Source organism: Thetidibacter halocola (genome assembly GCF_018224955.1).
Classification (GTDB): domain Bacteria; phylum Pseudomonadota; class Alphaproteobacteria; order Rhodobacterales; family Rhodobacteraceae; genus Thetidibacter; species Thetidibacter halocola.
Window position 1 is genome coordinate 118,341 of record NZ_JAGTUU010000006.1, and the last position, 23,619, is coordinate 141,959.

Genomic DNA, 23,619 nt, shown 5'->3' on the forward strand with positions numbered 1-23,619 from the left:
TCGTCAGCCCAGCACGTCGCGCCACGAAAACCGCGGCTGAAAGCCCAGCATCGCCTTGGCCTTACGGTTGCAATACATCGTGCCGTTGCCGGTCATCTCGCGCTTGACCGGGACGCCGTCATAAAAGCGCGCACGCACCTCGTCGTTGGAGATGCCTACCGAAAGGTCGTCGTTCGAGACGTTGAACACCTCGTATCCCAACCCGTCCGTGGCCAGGCAGCATTCCACCATTTGGCCGAGATCGCGCACGTCGATATAGGCAAAGATATTGCGCCGCCGCAGCGCCGGGTCGGCCATGAAGGCGGGAAAGGCGGTGGTGTATTCCTCGGGCTCGATCACGTTATTGATCCGCAACCCGTAGATGTCGATGCCCGACCGCGCCTGGAAGGACCGCCCCGTGACCTCGTTGGCGACCTTGGACATGGCGTAGGCGTCGTGGGGAACGGTCGGGTGTTCCTCATCCACCGGGATGTAGTCGGGCTTCACCTCGCCATCGGCAAAGCAGATGCCATAGGTGGTCTCGGAACTGGCGAAGATCACCTTTGGGATGCCCAGCTTTACCGCTGCTTCCATGACGTTGTAGGTCGAGACGGTGTTGACGCGAAAGGTCTCGCAATCGGGCTGGATCAGGATGCGCGCGAGGGCCGCGAAATGCACCACGGCGTCGAATTTCGGCACGCCCTTGCCCGGCTCCAGCTCTCGGAAGTTCGCATAGCCCGACATCGCGCTGAACACCTGCCCCGGATCGGTCAGGTCGACGATCAGGTTGTCGACGCCATCGGCGTGCAACGGCACCAGGTCGAGGTTCAGCACCGTGTGCCCCTGTGCGGCCAGCATCGGCAGGATATGCCGCCCCGCCTTGCCGCTGCCACCCGTGAATGCAATCCGCATGGTTTCTCTCCTTCTTGTCGCGCGCCATTGATTTCCCCCGCCCAATGCGGCAACAGAGCCAGAGGTTCCAAGGGGGGAAGACGCAGCCATGACACGTATCGACGCCACCTTCGCAAAGCTGCGCGCCGAAGGAAAGAAGGCCTTCGTCAGCTACATCATGGCGGGCGACCCCGATCTGGACACATCGCTTGCGGTGATGAAGGGGCTTCCGGCGGCGGGCGTCGACATCATCGAGCTGGGCGTGCCCTTCACCGATCCGATGGCGGACGGCCCGACGATCCAGCTGGCCGGCCAGCGCGCGCTCGAGGCCGGGATGACCCTGCAGAAGACGCTGGACATGGTCCGCACCTTCCGCAAGGACGACGCGGACACGCCGATCGTGCTGATGGGTTACTACAACCCGATCTACAACCGCGGTGTCGACAGGTTCCTGGCGGATGCGCAAGAGGTCGGGATCGACGGGTTGATCGTGGTTGACCTGCCGCCCGAAGAGGATGAGGAACTCTGCATCCCGGCGCAGGCGGCCGGGCTGAACTTCATCCGGCTCGCAACCCCCACCACCGATGACAAGCGCCTGCCCAAGGTGCTGACGAACACCTCGGGCTTCGTCTATTACGTCTCGATCACCGGGATCACCGGCGCGGCCGAGGCGCAGGCAGGCGACGTCGGCCCCGAGGTCGCCCGGATGAAGGCGCAGACCGACCTGCCGATCATCGTGGGCTTTGGCGTCAAGACGCCCGAGACGGCGCGCGCCATCGCCAGCGTCGCAGACGGTTGCGTCGTGGGCTCGGCCATCGTGTCCCAGGTCGCCGCCGGCAAGCCGGTGGACGAGATCCTGGCCTTCGTCAAATCCCTGTCGGACGGCGCGCACGCGGCCTGACGGGCCGATCAGGGAAAGGGCAGGATCGCCTGTACCGAATAAGGGTGTGCCGCATCCTCGGCAAAAAGCCGATAATGCAGGACATCCCGCGGGGCGCCCGGTGGGCTAGCGCCGTATCGCTGCACCGTGCCGCGCGTGACCATCGCCGCACCGTCGTACCGGTCGTCTTCGTAGGTGAAGGTCATCCCAGTTCCGATCCCGCCCGTCGGCATTGCGACAATGGGGTAGATCCGCCCACCGGTGGCGATTTCCAGTTGCACGAAGTCCAGCCCTTCGGCCTGTGCCTTCAGCGCCGCCCGCCATGCCTCGTCGATGTTGCCCTCGGCATCCCGATGCCGCGACAGTTCGTCGAAGATCGTGGCCACAAGGGCCACCTCCTCGTTGAACGGACCGTCCAGCAGACGCCGCGTTTCGGCATCGACGGGGTGCTGGCGCGGGCCGATCTGGATCGCCGTGAACAGCACTGCCGCGCTGAGCAGGTTGGCCACGAAAAAGACCGCCGCCGCCTTGCCGCCGATCCGCACACCATAGCCCGCAGCACGCGACAGCAACGCCAGCAGGCCCAGTTCGATCGGCGTGTCGATGATCGCGGCGGCGATGCAGTAGGCCGCGATCTCGACGATCTGGCCTGTCCCGAAGGTCTGCATCACCAGGGGCGCGAGCGCCGGGTAGGACAGCGTTCCGACGAGAGGGTAGGCGATGAATCCCAGCGCGGCCGTGCCGACATTGACCAGCACCGCCGCCCAGAGTGCGCGCCGCCATGTCAGCGCGAACAGCAGGTGCAGGGCCAGCGCCTCGATCCCGATGGCCAGAAGGATCGTCCACCAAAGCGCGACGCGCACCCACGCGAAGACGAAGAAGATCGGAACGTCGGCCAGCGCGCGCGACGGCGACACCAGAAGTGCCGCCGCCAGAAACGGAGCGAGGCGACGGAGCCTTTTGGTCTTCATCGGGACAGAATGACCATTTCACTCGGCATCAACAGCCGCGCACTGCGCGGATCGGCACGGCGGGGCAGAGCGCCCCCTGACAGTCGCCGACCCGCCCCACGGGTCACTCCTGGATGGACTGGAGGTAGTAGACCAGCCCGAGGATCCGGGCCTGAACGATCTCCTCGGCGCCGACGCCCGGATGGAAAGTGGATGGATAGGCCTCGGCCACGAACAGATTGCCCCAGATCGGCATCTGCTTGCTGCCATGCGCAGCGATCTCGCGACGTCCGTCGATGGACTGGTAGACATCGCTGAACGGGAAAACGTTGTTGTTCTCCTTGGCGAGGAGCTTGAGGTTCTTTGGCCGCTCGGTCAGGAGTTGGGCCACGGGTCCACCGCCCGCGCCGTCCGAACCATGGCAGACCGAACAGTTCCTTTCGAACAGCGCCTGGCCGTAGGTGAAATCCTGCGCCATCGCTGGCGTCGTCGCGGTCACGAGGCCAAACAGACCCGCGAAACCGATCCTTGTCGTCGCAAACATGCATTCCTCCATCGGACGAATTCAGCGCGCTTCCGGTTTGAGCCTAGCCCACATGTTCAAGCAACAGAACATGCCAAGCACATGCGACAATTGCAGGTCGTCTGTCCGGCGACAGTCCTGAGCCGTTGTCCGGACGTGGTCAGCGCTCCACGTCCGTCAGCCCAGCGTCACGTCCAGCACCAGCATCAGGATCAGGCCGGCGATCAGGCCGGTCGTGGCGCGGTCCTGATGGCCGTGGCGATGGGTTTCAGGAATGATCTCGTGGCTGATGATATACAGCATCGCCCCCGCCGCGAAGGTCAGCCCGAAGGGCAAGGCGTAGGCCGAGACCGTCACAGCCGCCGCGCCGATCACCCCGCCCACGGGCTCGACCAGCCCGGTCAGTGTGGCGATCCAGACGGCGCGGGCGGCGGAATAGCCCTGCCCGCGCAGGGCCACCGCAACCGCCAGCCCCTCGGGCGCGTTCTGCAAGCCAATGCCGATTGCCAGCGACAGCCCATGACCGATGTCGCCGCTGCCAAAGCCCACGCCAACCGCCATGCCTTCGGGAAAGTTGTGGATCGTGATGGCGATGACGAACAGCCAGATCCGCGGCAGCGCTCCGGGGTCGGCCCCCTCTGGGCCTGTAATGAAATGCTCATGCGGCAGCCAGCGGTTCAGCGCCGCCACCATCGCCGCCCCGGCCGCGATCCCGGCACCGGCCAGCAGCGCCGAGGCCACCACGCCGCCATAGACCGCAGCACCCCGTTCCAGCCCCGGCAGGATCAGCGAAAAGAACGATGCCGACAGCATGACACCCGCCGCAAAGCCCAGCATCGTGTCGCGCGCCTGCGGCGAGACGCTGCGCCCGAAGGCCACCGGCAGCGCGCCGACGGCGGTCATCGACCCCGCGGCGAGACTGCCCAGCAGCCCCCAGAGGATCATGCAGCCCGTCTGCGGAGCATGTGGGTCGAGGTATAGGACATGACCCGTTCGCCCGCCTGGTTCAGCACGTCATAGCGGATCACGGTAAAGCCCCGGTCGGGCTTTGACCGTGAAGCCGTGGATTTCAGCACCTCGGCTTCGACATGCAGCGTGTCGCCGGGGCGGACGGGCAGGATCCAGCGCACCTCTTCCATCCCCGGACTGCCCATCGAGGCATCGGCCCATCCGCCCTCGGCCAGCGTCAGCTTGAACGCCTCGATCATGGTCTGGAAACCGCTGGCGATGATCCCGCCATACGGCGACTCCTTTGCCGCCTCTGCGTCGAGGTGAAAGGGCTGCGGGTCGTTCGCCTGGGCAAAGGCGATGATCGCCTCTTCGGTCAGGGTCACGGTTGAGGTGGTGAACCGGTGCCCCAAAGGGAAATCCTCGAATGCCATCATGCGTCGCCTTGTCCTGCCAGGTTCATAGGTCCCAGTCCCTGTCACGGTCGAGGAAACGGCGCAAGGTCTCGAGCAGCGGCAGCACCGCGTCGGCCCGAGAGCGCCGCCTCGATGCAGTCGATCGCAGGCCCGACCGAGGCGGTGGGCCACTCGCGAAAGGCGCACTGGCCAGTTGGTTGATGATCCCGATCTCGTTGAACAGCCTGAAAAGCGGCGGCGGTTTCTGGGCCATGGCGGGGTTCCGTCAGATGAGCTCGTCGTCCAGCCGCCAACAGGGCGTCGGGTCTACATCGGGACCATAGCCCAGCCGCCCGAGAATTTGAACCGTGCCGCCACCAGGCGCGTCGGGCCCGGCCATCGCGAGGCGTTCCCGCAGCGCCCGGCTGACCGGGTGCAGCGACAGGCCCCGCGCCGTCGTCGCACGGTTCAGCCGCAGCCGGCTTGCGCTCGCCGCGACCCGCGTGTGGCCAGCCCAGACCTGCATCGGGTTCACCTCGGCCACGCCGATCCGCAGCAGATCGACGATTTTCTTCCCCGTGTGCGGCCGCATCGGTCAAGAGCGGGAGTGCGCGCAGCGACAAATCCGGCACCGCCCACAGCGAGGATCATGCCGCCCCGCCCGGCAGTGCCAGAACCTGGGATCTTGGAATTATCGGCCTCTCTTTTGGTTCGCCATCGCACCATCGTGATACGATACCGGGCCGTGTCAGACGCAATCCTGTCGCATTGCCCGAATCCTCGTGAATCGGTAAGGGAACCTAACCAATTTGACCAAGGGGACAGTCCGCATGCCTGTGATCACCGAGATCGAGGACCTCAAGCGCATCTACAAGCGTCGGGTCCCCAAGATGTTCTACGACTATTGCGAATCCGGCAGCTGGACGCAGCAGACCTTCCGCGAGAACAGCAGCGACTTCGACCAGATCTATCTGCGCCAGCGCGTGGCGGTGGACATGGCCGGACGCTCGACGAAGACGCAGATGATCGGACAGGACGTGGCGATGCCGGTGGCGCTGGCCCCGGTGGGCCTGACCGGTATGCAGCATTACGACGGAGAGATCTTTGCCGCCCGCGCAGCCGAGAAGTTCGGCGTGCCGTTCACCCTGTCCACCATGTCGATCTGTTCGATCGAGGACGTGGCCTCGAACACGTCGAAACCCTTCTGGATGCAGGTCTACACGCTGAAGGACGACGATTTCATGCAGCGCCTGTTCGACCGGGCGAAGGCGGCGAAATGCGCGGCCGCCGTCATCACGGTGGACCTGCAACTGCTTGGCCAGCGACACAAGGACCTCAAGAACGGCCTGTCCGCCCCGCCCAAGCTGACCCCGGCCAGCGTCGCCAACATGATGACCAAGGTGCCGTGGGGCCTGGGCATGTTGTCGACCAAGCGGCGCTTCTTCGGCAACATCGTGGGCCATGCCAAGGGCGTCACTGATCCGTCGTCGCTGTCCACCTGGACGGCCGAGGCCTTCGACCAGTCGCTGGACTGGGACCGCATCCGGCAGTTCCGCAAGATGTGGGACGGCCCGCTGATCATCAAGGGCATCATGGATCCGCGCGACGCGCTGGAGGCCTGCAACGTCGGCGCCGATGCCATCGTCGTGTCGAACCATGGCGGGCGGCAGCTGGATGGCGCGATCAGCTCGATCCGCGCGCTGGAACCGATCGTCGAGGCAGTGGGCGACAAGATCGAGGTGCATATCGATAGCGGCATCCGCAGCGGCCAGGACGTGCTGAAGGCCGTGGCGATGGGCGCCAAGGGCACCTGGATCGGACGGGCCTGGGTCTATGGCCTGGGCGCGATGGGACAGGCCGGCGTCACCAAGTCGCTCGAGGTCATCCACAAGGAACTGGACATGTCCATGGGCCTGTGCGGCCGGCGCGACATCAAGGCGGTCGACCGCGACATCCTGATGGTGCCCAAGGGCTTCGCCGGCGACTGGTCCTGACGGCTCAGGCGGGGGCGCGCGAGTCCCGCTCCTGCCGTGCCACCAGCGGCACCAGCACCAGCGGCAGGACCAGCATCAGAAGCGCGACCGCGCTGAAGGACGCCTGCAATCCGAACAGCTGCGACAACCCGCCCATGATCGGAGGGCCGACGAAGAAGCCCGCATAGCCCAGCACGGCGATCCGGCTGATCGCCAGCGCCTTGCGCTCGACCGGCACCAGCCGCCCGGCCCAGGCAAAGGCCATCGGCGCGACGACCGAAACGCCCAGCCCCAGCATGGCAAAACCCGCATAGGCCACCGCGATTCCCGGCGCCCAGGCGGCGACCAGGGCACCCATCGCGCAGAGCACCGACGCCACGCCGATCACCGCGGACTCGGAATACCGATGCGCGATGGCCTGCCCCGAGAAACGTCCCACCGCCATCGTCACACCCAGGATCGCCGGGCCCAGCGCGCCCTGCGCAGCACCCGCGCCCAGCGTGCGTTCCAGGTGCAGCGCCGACCAGCCCTCGGTCCCCTGCTCGGCAAGAAAGCCGATCAGCACGATCAGGCCCAGCGGCGTCAGCAGATACCAGGACAGCGGCGCGGGCGGCGGCGCCGCGGCGTCGCGCTCTGGGTCGGGGACCGGTGCGGCCGCGGCCTGCGCCGCAAGCGCCAGCACCACGAGGCCCAGCACGGCAAAGACGGCAAACGCGCTCCACCCCGCCTCGCGCAACAGGCCCGTGACCAGCGCCGAGATGCCATAGGCGACGGAATAGAGCCCGTGCGCGAGGTTCATCAGCGACCGGCCCCGCGCGGTTTCCAGAACCGAGACGCGGGCGTTCATCGCCACGTCCAGCGTGCCTGACGCCATCGCCGCCGCCATCATCGTCAGCGCCAGCATGACGCCGTTAACCGACAGGCCGGGCAGCAGAAACGCCGCCGCCATCACGACGCAGAGCACCGGCAGCGCACGCGGCCCCAGCCAGGCCTCGACCCGTGGGGCGGTCCACATCGCGGCTATGGCACCACAGGTCGATACCAGCATGGCCAGGCCAAAGGCGCCATCCGACAGGCCCGCCTGCGGCTTGAGCACCGGCACCAGCGCCGCGAAGGCGCCCCAGTAGACCCCGATGGCGGCAAAGGCCGCCGCCGGCCCCCGGCAGAGATAGAGATCGCGCAACATGCGTGCAGCCTTGGCACGGCGCCCGCCCGTGGTCCAGCCGGATTCGGGGCGCCTGGGGACGAATCAACTTGCCTCGCTGGGCGATCCGGTTTAACGCGCGAGCCTCATGCGGGGTGACAGCCTTGGAGGCACCCTGCCCTTACAGATGGAGATATCAAATGGCTGGTGAGATTCCTGATCTCAAGGCCCTGGAACGGACGGGGACAGGCAAGGGCGCCGCTCGTCAGGCACGCCGTGATGGCATGGTTCCGGGCATCGTTTTCGGTGGCGAGAAAGAGCCGCTTCCGATCAACATCCCGTTCAACGCGCTGCTCAAGCGCCTGCGCGCGGGCCGCTTCAAGTCGACGCTGTTCAACCTTCAGGTCGAAGGACACGAGGATGTCCGCGTGGTCTGCCGCGACGTGCAGCGCGACGTGGTCAAGGACCTGCCGACGCATGTCGACTTCATGCGACTGCGCCGCACCACGAAAGTGGCGCTGTTCATCCCCGTGGACTTCGTCAACCACGGCGCGGCCCCCGGCCTCAAGAAGGGCGGCGTTCTGACCGTCGTTCGGCCCGAGGTCGAACTGGTCGTGACCGCTGGCGACATCCCCGAGAAAGTGACGGTCGATCTGACCGGCCTGAACATCGGCGACATCATCCACATTTCGGACGTGACGCTGCCCGAGGGCACCAAGACGACGATCGACCGCGACTTCGTGATCTGCAACGTCTCGGCCCCGTCGGGCCTGCGTTCGTCGGGTGACGACACCGAGGAAGAGGTGGAGGAAGGCGACGAGGATTGATCCTCGGTCCTTTCCCGAAATGACAGAGGCCCTCGCCGCGCGGCGGGGGCCTTTTTCTTTGCGGCGGCCGACCGCGCGGATATGCTTGGACCGGGAGGCACGCGCATGACAATTGACACGATCGGCCCCGATCATCCCGCTACGCGATGGCTTGCGGATGGAACGCATCGCGCCTTCCTGCGGGTCGAGGCGCGGCGCCAGTTCGCCTTTTTCCGCCGGGCGCTGCGGCCGGGCGGCGGCTTTTACAATCTCGACCGCGACGGGATGCCCCTGCCCGACGACACGCAGGCGCTGCATTCCACGACACGCATGGTGCACAGCCACGCTCTGGCGCATCTTGCGGGCGTGCAGGGCAGCGCGGCGATGATCGAGCAGGGCATGCGCCTGCTGTGGCAGGGCCATCGCGACGCGGTGTATGGCGGCTATCTCTGGGCTGTCGCTCCGGATGGCAAACCACGCGACGACCGCAAGCTGGCCTACGGGCATGTCTTCGTCCTGCTGGCCGCCGCCAGCGCCCGCATTGCCGGGCACGACGGGGCCGATCGCCTGCTGGCCGATGCCGAGGCGGTGCTGGACAGGCATTTCTGGGAGACGGACGCGGCCAGGTTCCGCGACGAATGGCGGCGCAACTGGTCCCCGCTGTCGGAGTATCGCGGCATGAACGCCAACATGCATGGGGTCGAGGCGCTGCTGGCCGCCTTCGAGGCCACCGGGCGCGAGGTCTTCCTGATCCGCGCAGGCGGCATCCTCGATTTCTTCCTCGACCGCATGGCACGGGACCATGCCTGGCGTGTCCCGGAACATTACCACGCCGACTGGAGCATCGACTCCACCTATGACGGCGACAAGATGTTCCGCCCCGCAGGCACCACGCCGGGCCACTCCGTCGAATGGGCGCGGCTGGCCTTGCAGCACTGGGATCTCGCCGGACGGCCCGACACCGGCGCACCGGACATGGCCCGCGCGCTGGTGGACCGGGCGCTGGCCGACGCCTGGCTGCCCGAGGGCGGGCTGGCCTACACGCTCGAGGCCGGGACCGGCCGCATCGCCATCGCCGACCGCTACTGGTGGCCGATGACAGAGCTGATCGGCGCGTTGGCGGCCGTGCTGAAAACCGCCCCGCGCGACAGCGACGAGACCTGGTATCGCCGTGCCTGGCGCTTTGCCGCGATGCATTTCATCGACATGGATCAAGGCGGCTGGTTCCCCGAGATCGACTCGGACGGCAGGCCCACCGAGACCCAGTTCCGGGGTAAACCGGATATTTACCATTCCGTGCAGGCCGCGCTGCTGCCGCTGGCGCCCGGCCTGTCCCGACAGGCCGAAAGCCTGCGTGGCATCCTCGCTTAAAGCGATCCGATTTCCGCGCCATGCAACGCCGGCGTGCGCCCGCGCCACGGACGTATCACGGCGGAAATGCGGCCCTGACGCGATTTAGCGACACAATCTTGCCATTGCATCAATCCCCGCGCGCCTTGGATGCTGCCCTATTTCGCCTTTTTCATTGCTTAACCCTTTCGGTCAAGCGGGACAGTCCCGGTCGCTCCGGCCGGTTGCCTGCACAGAAACAGGCTGACAGCGAAAGGGAATTCGATGCCCACTTTTGACGATACCATCTTCGGAACGATCGGCGCGGACACGATTATCGGCACCAGTCTCAACGAGCAGATCTTCGGCGATCTCGAAAACGACACTATCGACGGCAGCGGAGGCGACGACGAGATCAACGGCGATGCCGGCGACGATAGCCTCAACGGCGGCGACGGCATCGATACCATCTATGGCGGCGACGGTGACGACACGCTGGATGGCTCACTCGGCGACGCGGCAACCCTGGACGGAGGCGAGGGAAGCGACCTGATGATCGCATCCGACAACCAGGGCGCGCTGACCCTGATCGGCGGAGACACCGGCAGCAACTTCGACATCGTCGAATTCCAGAACTGGGCCGGGTTTGCCGGCGTCAGCGTGACGGGCACCGGCGACGGGGCCGGCAGTCTTGCGTTTGGCACCGCTTCCGGCACCTTCGCGGGGATCGAGGGCCTTGTCGGCACCGGATATGCCGACTCGATCGACATGAGCGCGAGCTCCACGGGCCTTTACGTCGAAGCACACAGCGGCGACGACGCCATCACCACCGGCGACGGCGACGACACCATCCTGGGCGATTCCGGTGCGGACACCCTGAACGGCGGCGCGGGCAACGACTATCTCGACGGCGGCGACGGCGACGACTCGCTGGTCGGCGGTGCAAATGACGACACGCTGCTGGGCGGTCTGGGCAGTGACGTGATCGGCGGCGACTGGGGTCATGACGTCATCGACGCCGGCGAAGGCAACGATACCGTCTACGGCGGCGGCGGCCTCGACTCGATCCTGGGCGGCCTGGGCGCCGACCTGCTGTTCGGCGGCAATGGCGACGACACGATCATCGGCGGCGGCGGCGGCGATACGCTGCATGGCGGCGAGGGCTTTGACGTGATCGATGCCAGCGGCGCCGAAGCCGCGCTGGTGACCGGCGGCGACGACGCCGACACCATCACCGGCAGCGACGGCAACGATACGATCGACGGTCAGGCTGGCGCCGACTCGATGATCGGCGGGCTTGGCGACGACTCGATGATCGGCGGCGGCGCGCATGACTATCTCGACGGTGGTGATGGCAACGACACGATGAAGGGCGGCTCCGGCTTCGACACGATGATGGGCGGCGCTGGGATGGACTCGATCCTATCCGGCGGTGGCGACGATTTCATCAACGCGGGCGATGGCAACGACTTCATCAACGCCTCGAATGGCTCTGATACGGTGTTTGCCGGGGACGGCGACGATGACATCATCGGCGGCGACGGCAACGATTCGCTGGTCGGCGGCGCGGGCAACGACACGATCAACGGCGGCAAGGGCGCCGACGACATCTCGGGCGGCGCGGGCAACGACCTGCTGATCGACGATGTCGGCCGCGACACGATCTATGGCTTTGCCGGCAACGACACGATCTTTGGCGGAGCCTGGGCCGACCTGCTGAACGGCGGGGCGGACAACGACACGATCTATGGCGGCGACGGCGACGACTCGACCCAGACGTTGGAAGACCTGAGCGTGGTCGTGGGCGGCCTCTATGGCGGCACCGGCGACGACCTGGTCTTCGGCGGCAACGGGCTCGACCTTGTCGATGGCGGCGAAGGCAACGACACGCTCTATGGCGATGCCCAGAATGACACCGTGATCGGCGGCGCGGGCAACGACCAGGTCTTTGGCGGCGATGGCGCCGATACGATGTATCTCGACGACGAGGCCGGCCTCGAGACGGGCAATGACCTGGGTCGCGGCGGCAACGGCAACGACATGATCTATGGCGGTCTCGGCCTCGATACGATCGAGGGCCAGGGCGGCAACGACTTCATCGACGGTGGCGCCGATGACGACAGCCTGAACGGCGGTCTCGGCAGCGACACGATCCTCGGCGGCGACGGCAACGACATGCTGCATGGCGAGGACGGCAACGACAGCCTGTCCGGCGAGGGCGGCGACGACACGATCCATGCCGGAGAGGGCAACGACATCGTCTATGGCGGCGACGACAACGACGTCATCTATCACGGCGAGGGGTCCGACACCGTTTATGGCGGCGCGGGTAACGACCTGATCGACGACGCGGCGGGTGTGAACGCGACGCTGACCGGGTCCTATGCCGATGGCGGAACCGGCGACGACACGATCAACGGTACGGCCGGCGATGACACGATGTTCGGCGGTGATGGCGCGGACGTGATGAGCGGCGAGAACGGCAGCGACGTGATGTATGGCGGCGCGGGCACCGACTCGATCGATGGCGGCGCGGATGATGACGCGATCTACGGTGGCACCGAGGGCGACACGATCAACGGTGGCGCCGGCAACGACATGATCGAGGGCGAGGACGGCGACGACAGCTTGATGGGTGGTGTCGGCGACGACTCGATCCTGGGCGGCAGCGGTGCCGACACGATCGACGGCGGTGATGGCAACGACACGATCTACTACGGTGACGGGGCCGACAGCGTCTATGGCGGCGCAGGCAACGACCTGATCGACGACATCGTGGGCTACGACGGAACACCGACGGCCAGCTGGGCCGATGGCGGCGAAGGCGACGACACCGTGATCGGCACGGCGGCCGGCGACACCCTGCTGGGCGGCGACGGCGCGGACGTGGTCGAGGGCGAGGGCGGCAACGACGTGCTCGAGGGCGGCGCAGGCGCCGACACGCTGGACGGCGATGAGGGTGACGACCTGATCCATGGTGGCGCGGATGCCGACAGCCTCGTGGGCGGAATCGGCAACGACACGCTGGATGGCGGCGAAGGCGACGACGTGCTTGAAGGCGGCTCTGGCAACGACGTGTTCGTCATGTCGCTGGGCAGCGGCAACGACACCGTCACCGATTTCGAAGATGGCGGCCTGCTGATCGACTTCGTCGACGTGTCGCAGATCGGCATCACGGACATCTCGCAGCTGACCATCACCGATGGCGCGGGTTTCGTGGTGATTTCCTCCGATGACGGCTCGAGCATGACACTGATGGGTCAGACTTCTGCCGACATGCAGGCCGGGGACTTCATCTTCGCTTCGACCCGGACGATCTACGGCACGACGGGCGACGACAGCATCGAGGGCACCAGTGGCCCCGAGGCAATGGTCGGCCGCACCGGCAACGACACGCTCAGCGGTCTGGACGGCAACGACACGATCTACGGTGACGAGGGCCGCGACAGCCTGGGCGGTGGTCTGGGTGACGACTTGATCTACGGCGGCGCCGACAACGACACGCTGTTCGGTCAGGGCGGCAACGACACGCTGTATGGCGGCGCCTTCAACGACACGCTCTACGGCGGGTCCGAGGACGACGTGCTGTATGGCGACGCCAACAACGACAAGCTCTACGGCGACAGCGGCAACGACACGCTCTATGGCGGGACGGGCAGCGACAACTTCACCGGCGGCGCGGGCGCGGACACCTTCGTGTTCCAGACCGGCGACGTGCCCAACGCGGAATCGATCCAGGACTTCGAGGTGAACATCGACACGATCGACCTGTCGGGCCTTCTGGTGGTCGGCGGCCTGAACGACGGGCTGGCGGTGACCTTTGCCGACCTGACGATCACGCCGATCAGCGGCTCGCTCCAGCAGGTCGACCTTGCGGGCAATGGCACGCTGACCCTGATCGGCGTCTCGACCGGCACACTGGACTCGGACGACTTCCTGTTCGCCTGATCGGCACCGCATGACAAGGGTCGGGCCCGCGCCGCCGCGCGGGCCCTTTCCGTTTCACCTGAATGGTTGGCCGATCCGCGAGCAACCGGATCAGGCAGATCCACCCAGCCCCAGCGCCCGGACCGCCGGGATGGCCGCGCGAAAGGCCGCGTGCCCCTCGGTCAGCGCCTGCCGCAGATCCGCGCGCGGGTCGATTTCGGCCACCACGGGCGGCGGGGTCATCAGGGTTTCCACCGCCTCGCCGGTCGCCGCCGCCATGCCCAGCCGCGCCGCACCCAGCGCCGCACCGAACTCGCCATCGCCGGGCAGGGTCAGCGGGCGACCCACCAGCGTCGCGATCAACTCCAGCCAGTAGCGCGAGCGTGCGCCGCCGCCGATCGCCATGAGGCTGTCGAACCGCGCCCCCGTTGCGCCCAGCGCGAGGAAACTGTCGGCCAACCCATAGGCGACGCCCTCGAGCACGGCACGGGTCAGGGCGGCGCGATCCGTCGCCGTGGCCATCCCGGCAAAGGCGCCGCGCAGGTCGGCGTCGTTATGAGGCGTCCTCTCGCCCGACAGGTAGGGAAAGAAACGCACAGTGCCGGGTGCCTGCGCCCTGTCCCCCAGGGCCGAGGCCAGCGCCGCCGGGCTCTCTCCGGTGATCCGGCCCAGCCAGTTCAGACTGTCGGTGGCCGACAGCATGACCCCCATCTGGTACCAGCGCCCCGGCACCGCGTGGCAGAAGGTATGCACCGCCGTTGCCGGATCGGGCGCATAGCCGTCACGCGCCGCCAGCACCACGCCCGACGTGCCCAGCGAGACGAAGCCCTGCCCCTCGGCCAGCGCGCCGATGCCGCAGGCCGCAGCCGCGTTGTCGCCCGCGCCCCCGGCCACGGTGACCGGCCCGGAGAGCCCCCAGTCCGAGGCAAGGCTCTGCCGCAACTGGCCAGCGGCGGCGCTGCCTTCGACAAGGCGCGGCATCTGGTCGGGGCGCATGTGCCCGGCCGCGAGCAGGGCATCGGACCAGTCCCGCGCGCCGGTGTCGAGCCAGGCAGTCCCTGCGCTGTCGGACATGTCGGCCACCGCCTCTCCCGTCAGGTAAAGGTTCAGATAGGCGGCAGGCAGCAGAACCCGCGCGATGCGGGCAAAGATCTGGGGCTCGTGCGTCTCGACCCAGAGCAGCTTGGGCGCGGTGAAACCGGGAAAGACGATGTTGCCCGAGGCTTCGCGCACGCCCGGCAGCGCGTCCAGCGCCGCAGCCTCGCGCGCGGACCGCGTGTCGTTCCACAGGATGCAGGGGCGCAGCACCTTGCCCGCCCTGTCCAGCAGCGTTGCGCCATGCATGTGTCCAGCGACACCGATCCCGCGCAGCGTGACAAGTTCCGGGTGACCGTCGCGCAGCGCGTCCACCGCCTCGTGCAGCGCGACGATCCATTGGGCGGGATCCTGTTCGGACCAACCCGGATGCGGATTGGCCACGGGATAATGCGCCTCGGCCGACCCAAGAGGCCGCCCCTCGTCGTCTACCAGCAGGGCGCGCAGCCCGGACGTGCCCAGATCGATCCCCAGATAGCTCATGCCGGCCCCCCTTGTTTGCGCTCACAAATGGCATCGCACGGGGTTCGTGCATGGTGCAAGGCTTGCCGCGTCGGACGATTGCGGGCAGAAGGCGCGCAGTCCCAGAAGGAAGGAGCTCCCCATGACCTTCGACCGTTCCATCAGGATCGCCCCGTCGATCCTCTCCGCCGATTTCGCCGATTTCGGCCGCGAGATCCGGGCCATCGAGGCGCAGGGCGCCGACTGGGTCCATGTCGACGTCATGGACGGACATTTCGTGCCCAACCTCACCTTTGGCCCGCCGGCGGTGAAGGCGTTCCGCAAGCACGTCAGTACCGTGATGGACGTCCACCTGATGATCGCGCCGGTAGACCCCTATATCGACGCCTATGCCGAGGCCGGCGCCGACATCCTGACCGCCCATCTCGAGGCCGGGCCGCATATCCACCGCACGCTCCAGGCGATCCGGGGCGCGGGGATGAAGGCAGGCGTGGCGCTGAACCCCGGCACGCCGGCCGAGTCGGTTGCCCACCTGCTGGACCTAGCGGACCTCGTTTGCGTGATGACGGTGAACCCCGGCTTCGGCGGGCAGAAGTTCCTCGACATGACCGGCAAGGTGCGCGCGCTGCGCCGGATGATCGGCGACCGCCCCATCCATATCGAGATCGACGGCGGGGTCGATCCTGTGACCGCGCCACTGGTGGCGGCGGCGGGGGCCGACGTGCTGGTTGCCGGATCGGCGGTGTTCCGGGGCGGGTCGGTGGACAATCCTGCACCCTACGGCGACAACATCCGGGCGATCCGCGCCGCCGCCGAAGGGGCGCGCGCCGACTGACCCCTTGCGCAGCAGCCCGCGGCAGGGCAGGAACAGGGCATGAACATGCACCCATTCCGCTTTGCCGGCGCCCTGCTCGAGGCGCTGCCCTCGGGCGCACTGCACTGGCCTGACCAGCGCCTTCTTGTCGTGTCGGACCTGCACCTGGGAAAATCCGCGCGGCTGTCTGCCGTGGGCGGAGCGCAGCTGCCGCCCTACGAGACGCGCGAAACGCTGGCGCGGCTGTCCTCCGATCTCGAGGCGACAGGCGCCGTGCGGGTGATCTGCCTTGGCGACAGTTTCGACGCGCCGGACGTGGAAACGGCGCTGCCCGAGGACGATCTGCTGTGGCTGTCGCGGATGATGGCGGGCCGGGACTGGACCTGGATCGAAGGCAATCACGATCCGGGGCCCGTCGCGCTGGGGGGCGCGCATCGCGCCGCTTTGCGGTTGGGTCCGCTCGTCTTTCGCCACATCGCGACCGAGCCAGGGGGCGAGGTTTCGGGCCATTACCATCCCAAGGCCCGGCTGGCAGCACGGGGGCGGGTTCTGTCCCGCCCCTGCTTTCTGGTGGATGAGGGTCGGCTGATCCTGCCGGCCTTTGGCGCCTATACCGGCGGGCTCTGCACCCGGTCGGCGGTTCTGTCTGGGCTCATGGGCGAAAATGCCCTCGCGATCCTGACGGGCGCGCGGCCGGTGGCGATCCCGATGCCGCGCGCCGAGGCGGGGTGATCCGGCTCAGCCGCGGCGCACCTGCCAGAGCAGCAGCGGCACTGCCACCAGACAGGCGATCCCCGCCCAGGAGGCCGGAGTGATGGGCTCGCTCAGTCCAAGAACGATGAAGCCCGCGCCCACCGGTCCAAGCCCGACCATCAGCAGGCTCGCCACGGAGGCGAACAGCTGGCCCCGCGCCCATTGCGGGGAGGTCTGTCGATGATAAAGAGTATAGGCCGCGCCATAGATGACCGCAGCCAGCAGAATGGCGACAACGCCGCCCAGGATATACATGGAATGCTCCGACCGGCGCTGCGATCTCCCCCGTCCGCCCTCGGCCGGAGCCAACTGAGTCGCGTGCCGCAGTCGAGATATTGGCATGCCCATGGCGCCGCGCAAGAGGGTGCTGGACGGCGCCCCGCGGCGCGCGCTAGCTTCCGCTCATGGACATGGACCAGCGCATCCGGCAGAGCTTTGCCCGCCAGGGCATGATGACCACGATGGGCGCGCGGATCCTGTCTGTCAGCCCCGGCGCGGTCGAGATCGCGGCGCCGATCCGCCCCGAGACCGGTCAGCAGCAAGGGTTCGCCCATGCCGCCCTGACCTTCGCCATCGGCGACAGCGCGGCGGGCTATGCGGCGCTGAGCCTGCTCGACGAAGGCACCGAGGTGGTGACGTCGGAAATGAAGATCAACCTGCTGTCGCCCGGCACAGGTGAGCAATTGATCGCGCGCGGCCGCGTCGTGAAACCGGGGCGTCGCCTGATCGTGGTGCTGGCCGAGGTCTTTGCCGAATCTGACGGCAAAGAGCGCCAGATCGCCCTGCTGACCGGAACCATGGTCCCGGTCCCGGTGTGAGACGGGCGGGGATGACCCCACCCTTTGGCGTCAGGCGGTCAGCCCCTCCGGCTCCGGCAGACCGTTCGCCCGGCAGCAGGCCGTGACGGTGTTCGCCAGCAGGCAAGCGATGGTCATCGGACCGACACCACCCGGAACGGGCGTGATCGCGCCGGCGACCGCGGCGCAGCTGGCGAAGTCCACGTCGCCAACCAGCACCGTCTTGCCGTCGCGCTCGATCCGGTTGATGCCCACGTCGATCACCGTCGCGCCCGGCTTGATCCAGTCGCCCGGCACCATCTCGGGTCGGCCCACGGCCGCAATCACGATATCCGCTTGGCGCACCACGTCGGCCAGGTCACGGGTGCGGCTGTGCGCGATGGTCACGGTGCAGCTGTCGCCCAGCAAGAGTTGCGCCATCGGCTTTCCGACGATGTTCGAGCGCCCAATCACCACGGCATCCTTGCCGGACAGAGAGCCCAGATGGTCGCGCAGCAGCATCAGGCAACCAAGCGGCGTGCAGGGCACCATGCTTTTCTGCCCGGTGGCCAGAAGCCCGACATTCGAGATGTGGAAGCCGTCGACATCCTTGGCCGGGTCGATGGCATTGATGACCAGCGACTCGTCCAGGTGTTTCGGCAGCGGCAGCTGCACGAGGATGCCATGCACCGCCGGATCTGCGTTCAGCCGCTGGACCAGCGCCAGCAGGTCGGCCTCGGACGTGTCGGCGGGCAGCTTGTGCTCGAAGCTGGCCATGCCGACCTCGACCGTCTGCTTGCCCTTGGAACGGACATAGACCTGGCTGGCCGGGTCCTCGCCCACCAGCACCACCGCCAGGCCAGGGGTAATGCCGTGATCCGCCACCAGACGCGCCACGTGCTCTGCCACCTTGCCGCGCACCGTGACGGCAAAGGCCTTTCCGTCGATGAGAGTCGCTGTCATCGCTGTCTCCTTGTGCTGCACCGGGCGGGTTTGCGCCATCGGACACCGTTTGGCCAGCCCCCTTCGCCCCTTGGCGCGGTGCCGGATGGCGGGCGGGGCGATGGTCCGGCCAGGGGCCGGGCCGAGCGCCGTTCCGCCGTCCCCCTGTCCTAGAAAAGCCCTTCGATCTGACCCGCGTCGTTCAGCCGGATCGAGTTCGCCGCTGGAACCTTGGGCAGGCCCGGCATCGTCATGATCTCGCCGCAGATCGCCACCACGAACCCTGCCCCCGCCGACAGCCGCACCTCGCGCACCGGGATCTCGAAGCCGGTCGGCGCGCCGCGGCGGTTCGGATCGGTGGTGAAGGAATACTGCGTCTTGGCCATGCAGACCGGCAGGTTGCCATATCCCTGCTCTTCCCATTCCTTCAGCTGGGCGCGGATCTTGCCGTCGATCTGCACGCCGTCGGCGCGGTAGATGCCCTTGCAGATCGCCTCGATCTTGTCGGCGAGGCTCATCTCGTCGGGGTAGAGCGGGCGGTAGTCCGCCGTGCCGCCCTCGCAAAGCTCTACGACCTTGCGCGCGGTCGCCTCGATGCCTGCGCCACCCTCGGCCCAATGCTTGTTCAGGATCGCCTCGACCCCCAGCCCCGCGCAATAATCGCGGATCGCCTGCACCTCGGCCTCGGTGTCGGTGACAAAATGGTTGATCCCCACCACCGCCGGCACGCCGAATTTCTGCATGTTCTCGACATGACGGCCTAGGTTGGCGCAACCCGCCTTGACCGCGTCCACGTTCTCGGTGCCCAGGTTGGCCTTGGCGACGCCCCCGTTCATCTTCATCGCGCGCACCGTGGCGACGATCACCACCGCGTCGGGGCGCAGCCCGGCCTTTCGGCACTTGATGTCCATGAATTTCTCGGCGCCCAGGTCGGCGCCAAAGCCGGCCTCAGTCACGACGTAATCCGCGATCTTCAGCGCCGTGGTCGTCGCGATGACAGAGTTGCAGCCATGCGCGATATTGGCGAAGGGGCCGCCATGCACGAAGGCCGGGTTGTTCTCCAGCGTCTGCACGAGGTTCGGCTGCATCGCGTCCTTCAGCAGCACGGTCATCGCGCCTTCGGCGCCGATGTCACGGCAATAGACCGGGGTCTTGTCGCGGCGGTAGGCGACGATCATGTCGCCCAGGCGCGTTTCCAGGTCCTTGAGGTTCTTCGCCAGGCACAGGATCGCCATGACCTCGGAGGCCACGGTGATATCGAACCCCGTCTCCCGCGGAAAGCCATTGGCCACACCGCCCAGCGAACAGGTGATCTGGCGCAGCGCGCGGTCATTCATGTCGACCACCCGGCGCCAGGCAACTCGGCGGATGTCGATATCCAGCTCGTTACCCCAGTAGATGTGGTTGTCGATCATCGCCGCCAGCAGGCTGTGCGCGCTGGTGATGGCGTGGAAGTCGCCGGTGAAGTGGAGGTTCATGTCCTCCATCGGCACGACCTGCGCCATGCCGCCGCCCGCGGCCCCGCCCTTCATCCCGAAGTTCGGGCCGAGGCTGGCCTCGCGGATGCAGATCACCGCCTTCTTGCCGATCCGGTTCAGACCGTCGCCAAGGCCCACGGTCGTCGTCGTCTTGCCCTCGCCCGCCGGGGTCGGGTTGATCGCGGTCACGAGGATGAGCTTGCCGTTCGGCCGGTCCTGCACGCTGTCGATGAAGGCCTGGCCGACCTTGGCCTTGTCATGGCCGTAGGGCAGCAGGTGCTCGGCCGGGATGCCCAGGCGGTCGCCGATCTGCTGGATCGGCTTCTTCCTGGCTTCGCGGGCGATCTCGATGTCGGATTTGTAGGCCATGGCGGGCGCGCTCCCCTCGCAGACGTGTCGTTGGGGCAAGGGATACAGAGGGGTTCACCCGCTTGTCACGGTGAATACGACATTTCTCCGCGATCTTGCGGCGCGCCCCGTGTCACGCCGGGGCGGGTCGGCGCGGATCGGAAACGCGCGTCACCAGCCGGGTTGCCATCCGGGCTGGTCGGGGATGTGCAGGCGCATCCGGTCGCCGAGCGCGACGCGCCCCTCGCGCGCGATCCAGGCGGTGACGCCGCGCCGCCCTGTCGCGGCGGTCTTGAACCCCTTGCCCATGCCCGGTGCCACCGTCTCGATGCTCTTGGCAGGAAACTGGCAGGGGCGGTTCTCCATATCCACCACGACGGTCGCGCCCGAGGGCGCCTGCAGGCGCGACGAGGGCGGGACATGGCTGAAATCCGGGATGCCGCGCAGCACGATGCTGGCGCCCAGCCGGGCCGGGTCGATGCTGTCCAGGCCCATCTTCGCCGCGATGGCGTCCAGTTCCTCGGCGCTGAGGATGCTCAGCTGCCGTTCGTTGCGGATCGCGGTTCCCACCGGATACTGCGCCTTGACCCGCGTGCAGGATTCACGCGTCAACCCGCCATGCACCGATCCCGCCACGCCGTCAAAGCGCAGGTCCAGCGCGTCGCGCATTTCGGCCAGCAGCGCCGCGCGATCCATGCTGGTGACGACGCCCAGCCAGACGATCTCGGCCTCGTACTCGGTCGGTTTCAGTGCCGGCATAGCGCGCCCTCCTGCAGATCGTAGGGCGGGGTTTCACCCCGCCTGTCGCGACGCACTTTGCCCATCCGCAAGACGAATGAAAAGACCGCGGCAGCGTCTTGCCAGAGACGAAGGCAAGCGCATCAGATCAGGTCGGGCATCGCCTCGAACGTGGGCTTGTTGAGGAAGCGAAGCTGGAAGTCCACCGATCCGTCGCCATCGATATCGGCGCTCAGCACGCCGGTCGACGGGGTGTAGACATATTCCGCCTCGCCCGCCCCGGACAGGCTGGAGGACTTCTCGATCGGCCCGGCGAACTGGAAGTCCAGCACGTCCACCGTTGGGTCGAAATCCTGGATCCGGTCGAAGACCGCCAGCGATCCGAGATCGGCAATCGCAGTGAAAAGGAACGTGTCCGCCCCCCTGCCACCGATCAGCAGATCGCTGCCGCCTTCGCCTTCGATGAGGTCGTCACCGTCGCCCCCGCTCAGCGTGTCGGACCGGGAACCGCCAAGGAGTATGTCGTTTCCGCCCATGCCGAACAGGCGGTCCGCGCCAAAGCCGCCGACCATCAGGTCGGATCCTTCGCCGCCGACCAGGATGTCGTCCCCGGCCTCACCATCCAGAGTGTCATTGTCGGCGCCGCCGAACAGCGTATCGTTGCCTTTCCCGCCTTTCAGGAAATCGTCGCCGTCGTCCCCGGACAACCGGTCGTTGTCTTCATGGCCGCGAAGCGTGTCCGCTCCCGCCCCTCCCGCAAGCGTGTCGTCGCCAAGACCGCCCTGCAGTTCGTCGTTTCCCGCGAAGCCGAACAGGTCGTCCCGCCCCCGTCCGCCCCTCAGCACGTCGTTGCCCTCGCCGCCGGACAGGGCATCGTCACCGTCGTCTCCTTCGAGCGTGTCGTCGCCCAGCCCGCCGCGCAGCACGTCGGCGCCAGCAAAGCCGTTCAGCCTGTCTGCCCCGGCTTCGCCGAACAGCAGGTCGTTACCGGAACCGCCCTGCATTTCGTCGTTGCCGTCGCCTCCCGCCAGCGTGTCGTTGCCCCGGTTCCCGGCGAGAAAGTCGTCGTCGTCGCCACCGATCAGCCGGTCGTTGCCATCGTCGCCAAAGAGCAGGTCGAACCCCGCCCCGCCGAGCATGTCATCATTGCCACCGCCGCCGTGCAGGGTGTCATCACCGTTGCCGCCATCCAGCACATCGCCACCGCCGCGGCCGTGCAGCGTATCGTTTCCGTCCCCGCCGGAAATCACGTCGCCCATCGCCAGGCCCGCGAGGAAATCCCCGTAGACGGTCCCCTCCTGCAAGAAGCCGACCTGATCGCCGAAGGGCGTCGGGATCAGCGTGGTGATCGTGCCGCGTGACGGCAGTCTTGCACCGGCCTCATCAAGGGGCATCCAGACGGTCAGAAACCGCAGGACCTGGTGCAGCGGATCGACCAGCGCCGTGAACGAGAACGTGCCGTTCGCCGCCGTCGTTCGCTGGCCGACGAGGTCCGAGACCGTGGCGCTGCCGCGCTGTTCCCCGGCAAGGTCGAAGAAGATCACCTCGGCTTCTTCGATGAAGCCCGATGTGCCAATGGGTCCCCCCTCGACCGTGATGAGAACGGCAAAGCCGAGACCCGGCACCTCGACCGCCTTGACGCTGGCGAAACCGAAGCCCAGGTCCTCGCCGACCAGCGTGCGGATCGTGCCGGTGTCGGGCTCTGCGATATTGATCTGATAGCTGCTCAGGAGGTTGCCCCCATCGGCGATTCTCTGGCGCTGAAGGATGACCCCGGCCTCGACGAAAAGGTTCCCCGCCGTGGTCAGCGACCTGATGCTGAAGTCGACATTCCTTGGATTGGCATAGGTGGGCACGAACCCGTCGGCGGTGGTGACAGACGTGGCCTCGACCAACTCGCCCCGGGTCCCGCTGTTCGCGAAAAAGCCCGCCACGCCGAACCCGCCATCGAACGCAAAGCCGAGGTTGCCGGGCAGAGACTGCAACGGGTCAAGAACGTGAAGGGTTTCGGTATCGGTCCGGTTGATCGAGAACTGTGCCCCGTCGAACCCGCCCAGCCATATGTCGGGTGAGCCTGGAACGGCTCCGAAATTCAGTTCCGGATCGCCGCGAAGACGGATGCCCTGTGGCTGCAGGAAGGAATCGACCTCGGTTCCGCCGGCATCGAACAGGGTGACAAGCAACCGACCGCTGTCGGGCGAACCGTCGTTAAGACCGGAGAGCACAGCGAAGCCACCATTCGCACGCTCGACCAGGGATCCAGCGCCATTGGCGGGAAAGATGTCGGTTCCGATCCGCTGCACGGTTCCGTCGCGTGCCGTGCCGAACAGGGCCACCTGCGACGGCGCCGCGCCGACCCCGGCAATCAGCGCCGCAAAGCGGCCATCCGCCATCGGCAGGACCTGCCGCACGAAGAACGCATCAGGGGTGGATTCGATCTGGAAAGAGGACATGGCCAACCCGTTTGA

22 protein-coding genes are annotated in these 23,619 nt (G+C 67.1%); 8 read left to right on the top strand and 14 right to left on the bottom strand.

Features of this window, described 5'->3' with window-relative positions; translation table 11 throughout:
- Nucleotides 1-3: 3 nt before the first annotated feature.
- Complete coding sequence (locus tag KB874_RS15305) at nucleotides 4-891, bottom strand: NAD-dependent epimerase/dehydratase family protein (RefSeq protein WP_212537427.1); 888 nt, start codon at nucleotides 889-891, stop codon at nucleotides 4-6.
- An 88-nt stretch (nucleotides 892-979) separates the two neighbouring features.
- Between KB874_RS15305 and trpA the strand changes: the two genes are divergently transcribed.
- Entirely contained in the window at nucleotides 980-1,771 is a 792-nt protein-coding gene (gene trpA, locus KB874_RS15310; protein ID WP_212537428.1) for a tryptophan synthase subunit alpha, read from the top strand.
- An 8-nt stretch (nucleotides 1,772-1,779) separates the two neighbouring features.
- On the opposite strand, the gene KB874_RS15315 is transcribed toward trpA, so the two are convergent.
- The 6 genes from KB874_RS15315 to KB874_RS15340 form a co-directional block, all read right to left on the bottom strand.
- Entirely contained in the window at nucleotides 1,780-2,667 is an 888-nt protein-coding gene (locus KB874_RS15315) for a hypothetical protein (protein WP_212537429.1), read from the bottom strand.
- A gap of 157 nt (nucleotides 2,668-2,824) precedes the next feature.
- Nucleotides 2,825-3,244: a c-type cytochrome gene (locus KB874_RS15320; RefSeq protein WP_212537430.1), complete on the bottom strand. Its 420-nt coding sequence runs from the start codon at nucleotides 3,242-3,244 to the stop codon at nucleotides 2,825-2,827.
- Between the two features lie 156 nt (nucleotides 3,245-3,400).
- Nucleotides 3,401-4,168 (bottom strand): ZIP family metal transporter, encoded by a 768-nt coding sequence (locus tag KB874_RS15325; protein WP_212537431.1) that lies wholly within the window; start codon nucleotides 4,166-4,168, stop codon nucleotides 3,401-3,403.
- Complete coding sequence (locus KB874_RS15330; RefSeq protein ID WP_249200537.1) at nucleotides 4,165-4,608, bottom strand: MaoC family dehydratase; 444 nt, start codon at nucleotides 4,606-4,608, stop codon at nucleotides 4,165-4,167. The genes KB874_RS15325 and KB874_RS15330 overlap by 4 nt, the downstream gene beginning before the upstream one ends.
- 22 nt (nucleotides 4,609-4,630) lie before the next feature.
- Nucleotides 4,631-4,840: a hypothetical protein gene (locus KB874_RS15335; protein ID WP_212537432.1), complete on the bottom strand. Its 210-nt coding sequence runs from the start codon at nucleotides 4,838-4,840 to the stop codon at nucleotides 4,631-4,633.
- A 12-nt stretch (nucleotides 4,841-4,852) separates the two neighbouring features.
- A complete protein-coding gene (locus KB874_RS15340) occupies nucleotides 4,853-5,158 on the bottom strand; it encodes a hypothetical protein (RefSeq protein ID WP_212537433.1) in 306 nt (101 codons plus the stop codon).
- 238 nt (nucleotides 5,159-5,396) lie between these two features.
- On the opposite strand from KB874_RS15340, the gene KB874_RS15345 reads away from it, so the two are divergent.
- A complete protein-coding gene (locus tag KB874_RS15345) occupies nucleotides 5,397-6,560 on the top strand; it encodes an alpha-hydroxy acid oxidase (RefSeq protein WP_212537434.1) in 1,164 nt (387 codons plus the stop codon).
- Between the two features lie 4 nt (nucleotides 6,561-6,564).
- Here the strand turns inward: KB874_RS15345 and KB874_RS15350 are convergent, their stop codons facing one another.
- Nucleotides 6,565-7,725, bottom strand: coding sequence for an MFS transporter (locus tag KB874_RS15350; RefSeq protein WP_212537435.1), 1,161 nt, complete (start codon nucleotides 7,723-7,725; stop codon nucleotides 6,565-6,567).
- 158 nt (nucleotides 7,726-7,883) lie between these two features.
- Here KB874_RS15350 and KB874_RS15355 point away from each other — a divergent pair, with 158 nt between their 5' ends.
- From KB874_RS15355 to KB874_RS23170, 3 genes are all read left to right on the top strand, one after another.
- Nucleotides 7,884-8,510 (top strand): 50S ribosomal protein L25/general stress protein Ctc, encoded by a 627-nt coding sequence (locus KB874_RS15355; RefSeq protein WP_212537436.1) that lies wholly within the window; start codon nucleotides 7,884-7,886, stop codon nucleotides 8,508-8,510.
- A gap of 105 nt (nucleotides 8,511-8,615) precedes the next feature.
- Entirely contained in the window at nucleotides 8,616-9,860 is a 1,245-nt protein-coding gene (locus KB874_RS15360) for an AGE family epimerase/isomerase (RefSeq protein WP_212537437.1), read from the top strand.
- Nucleotides 9,861-10,103: 243 nt separating this feature from the next.
- Nucleotides 10,104-13,766: a beta strand repeat-containing protein gene (locus tag KB874_RS23170; protein WP_212537438.1), complete on the top strand. Its 3,663-nt coding sequence runs from the start codon at nucleotides 10,104-10,106 to the stop codon at nucleotides 13,764-13,766.
- A gap of 90 nt (nucleotides 13,767-13,856) precedes the next feature.
- Here KB874_RS23170 and xylB read toward each other — a convergent pair whose 3' ends face one another.
- A complete protein-coding gene (gene xylB / locus KB874_RS15370) occupies nucleotides 13,857-15,323 on the bottom strand; it encodes a xylulokinase (RefSeq protein ID WP_212537439.1) in 1,467 nt (488 codons plus the stop codon).
- A gap of 121 nt (nucleotides 15,324-15,444) precedes the next feature.
- On the opposite strand from xylB, the gene rpe reads away from it, so the two are divergent.
- Nucleotides 15,445-16,137 (top strand): ribulose-phosphate 3-epimerase, encoded by a 693-nt coding sequence (gene rpe / locus KB874_RS15375; protein WP_212537440.1) that lies wholly within the window; start codon nucleotides 15,445-15,447, stop codon nucleotides 16,135-16,137.
- Between the two features lie 39 nt (nucleotides 16,138-16,176).
- Nucleotides 16,177-16,848: a ligase-associated DNA damage response endonuclease PdeM gene (gene pdeM / locus KB874_RS15380; RefSeq protein ID WP_212537441.1), complete on the top strand. Its 672-nt coding sequence runs from the start codon at nucleotides 16,177-16,179 to the stop codon at nucleotides 16,846-16,848.
- Between the two features lie 6 nt (nucleotides 16,849-16,854).
- Here the strand turns inward: pdeM and KB874_RS15385 are convergent, their stop codons facing one another.
- A complete protein-coding gene (locus tag KB874_RS15385) occupies nucleotides 16,855-17,124 on the bottom strand; it encodes a hypothetical protein (protein WP_212537442.1) in 270 nt (89 codons plus the stop codon).
- A 149-nt stretch (nucleotides 17,125-17,273) separates the two neighbouring features.
- Here KB874_RS15385 and KB874_RS15390 point away from each other — a divergent pair, with 149 nt between their 5' ends.
- A complete protein-coding gene (locus tag KB874_RS15390) occupies nucleotides 17,274-17,687 on the top strand; it encodes a PaaI family thioesterase (RefSeq protein WP_212537443.1) in 414 nt (137 codons plus the stop codon).
- Nucleotides 17,688-17,717: 30 nt separating this feature from the next.
- Here the strand turns inward: KB874_RS15390 and folD are convergent, their stop codons facing one another.
- The 4 genes from folD to KB874_RS23175 all read right to left on the bottom strand — a co-directional run bounded on the left by folD (nucleotide 17,718) and on the right by KB874_RS23175 (nucleotide 23,604).
- Complete coding sequence (gene folD, locus KB874_RS15395; RefSeq protein WP_212537444.1) at nucleotides 17,718-18,608, bottom strand: bifunctional methylenetetrahydrofolate dehydrogenase/methenyltetrahydrofolate cyclohydrolase FolD; 891 nt, start codon at nucleotides 18,606-18,608, stop codon at nucleotides 17,718-17,720.
- 149 nt (nucleotides 18,609-18,757) lie between these two features.
- Nucleotides 18,758-20,434 (bottom strand): formate--tetrahydrofolate ligase, encoded by a 1,677-nt coding sequence (locus KB874_RS15400; protein ID WP_212537445.1) that lies wholly within the window; start codon nucleotides 20,432-20,434, stop codon nucleotides 18,758-18,760.
- Nucleotides 20,435-20,584: 150 nt separating this feature from the next.
- Nucleotides 20,585-21,172 carry an MOSC domain-containing protein gene (locus KB874_RS15405; protein WP_212537446.1) on the bottom strand — a complete coding sequence of 196 codons (588 nt, stop codon included), beginning with the start codon at nucleotides 21,170-21,172 and terminating at the stop codon, nucleotides 20,585-20,587.
- Nucleotides 21,173-21,294: 122 nt separating this feature from the next.
- On the bottom strand, nucleotides 21,295-23,604 hold the full coding sequence (locus KB874_RS23175) for a calcium-binding protein (RefSeq protein WP_212537447.1): 2,310 nt from the start codon (nucleotides 23,602-23,604) through the stop codon (nucleotides 21,295-21,297).
- Nucleotides 23,605-23,619 lie beyond the last annotated feature (15 nt).

What these genes read in the sequence shown, in the direction of transcription:
- KB874_RS15305 (WP_212537427.1), bottom strand. Translation starts at nt 891, where the DNA reads ATGCGGATTGCATTCACGGGTGGCAGCGGCAAGGCGGGGCGGCATATC.
- trpA (WP_212537428.1), top strand. Translation starts at nt 980, where the DNA reads ATGACACGTATCGACGCCACCTTCGCAAAGCTGCGCGCCGAAGGAAAG.
- KB874_RS15320 (WP_212537430.1), bottom strand. Translation starts at nt 3,244, where the DNA reads ATGTTTGCGACGACAAGGATCGGTTTCGCGGGTCTGTTTGGCCTCGTG.
- KB874_RS15325 (WP_212537431.1), bottom strand. Translation starts at nt 4,168, where the DNA reads ATGATCCTCTGGGGGCTGCTGGGCAGTCTCGCCGCGGGGTCGATGACC.
- KB874_RS15330 (WP_249200537.1), bottom strand. Translation starts at nt 4,608, where the DNA reads ATGATGGCATTCGAGGATTTCCCTTTGGGGCACCGGTTCACCACCTCA.
- KB874_RS15335 (WP_212537432.1), bottom strand. Translation starts at nt 4,840, where the DNA reads ATGGCCCAGAAACCGCCGCCGCTTTTCAGGCTGTTCAACGAGATCGGG.
- KB874_RS15340 (WP_212537433.1), bottom strand. Translation starts at nt 5,158, where the DNA reads ATGCGGCCGCACACGGGGAAGAAAATCGTCGATCTGCTGCGGATCGGC.
- KB874_RS15345 (WP_212537434.1), top strand. Translation starts at nt 5,397, where the DNA reads ATGCCTGTGATCACCGAGATCGAGGACCTCAAGCGCATCTACAAGCGT.
- KB874_RS15350 (WP_212537435.1), bottom strand. Translation starts at nt 7,725, where the DNA reads ATGTTGCGCGATCTCTATCTCTGCCGGGGGCCGGCGGCGGCCTTTGCC.
- KB874_RS15355 (WP_212537436.1), top strand. Translation starts at nt 7,884, where the DNA reads ATGGCTGGTGAGATTCCTGATCTCAAGGCCCTGGAACGGACGGGGACA.
- KB874_RS15360 (WP_212537437.1), top strand. Translation starts at nt 8,616, where the DNA reads ATGACAATTGACACGATCGGCCCCGATCATCCCGCTACGCGATGGCTT.
- KB874_RS23170 (WP_212537438.1), top strand. Translation starts at nt 10,104, where the DNA reads ATGCCCACTTTTGACGATACCATCTTCGGAACGATCGGCGCGGACACG.
- xylB (WP_212537439.1), bottom strand. Translation starts at nt 15,323, where the DNA reads ATGAGCTATCTGGGGATCGATCTGGGCACGTCCGGGCTGCGCGCCCTG.
- rpe (WP_212537440.1), top strand. Translation starts at nt 15,445, where the DNA reads ATGACCTTCGACCGTTCCATCAGGATCGCCCCGTCGATCCTCTCCGCC.
- pdeM (WP_212537441.1), top strand. Translation starts at nt 16,177, where the DNA reads ATGAACATGCACCCATTCCGCTTTGCCGGCGCCCTGCTCGAGGCGCTG.
- KB874_RS15385 (WP_212537442.1), bottom strand. Translation starts at nt 17,124, where the DNA reads ATGTATATCCTGGGCGGCGTTGTCGCCATTCTGCTGGCTGCGGTCATC.
- KB874_RS15390 (WP_212537443.1), top strand. Translation starts at nt 17,274, where the DNA reads ATGGACATGGACCAGCGCATCCGGCAGAGCTTTGCCCGCCAGGGCATG.
- folD (WP_212537444.1), bottom strand. Translation starts at nt 18,608, where the DNA reads ATGACAGCGACTCTCATCGACGGAAAGGCCTTTGCCGTCACGGTGCGC.
- KB874_RS15400 (WP_212537445.1), bottom strand. Translation starts at nt 20,434, where the DNA reads ATGGCCTACAAATCCGACATCGAGATCGCCCGCGAAGCCAGGAAGAAG.
- KB874_RS15405 (WP_212537446.1), bottom strand. Translation starts at nt 21,172, where the DNA reads ATGCCGGCACTGAAACCGACCGAGTACGAGGCCGAGATCGTCTGGCTG.
- KB874_RS23175 (WP_212537447.1), bottom strand. Translation starts at nt 23,604, where the DNA reads ATGTCCTCTTTCCAGATCGAATCCACCCCTGATGCGTTCTTCGTGCGG.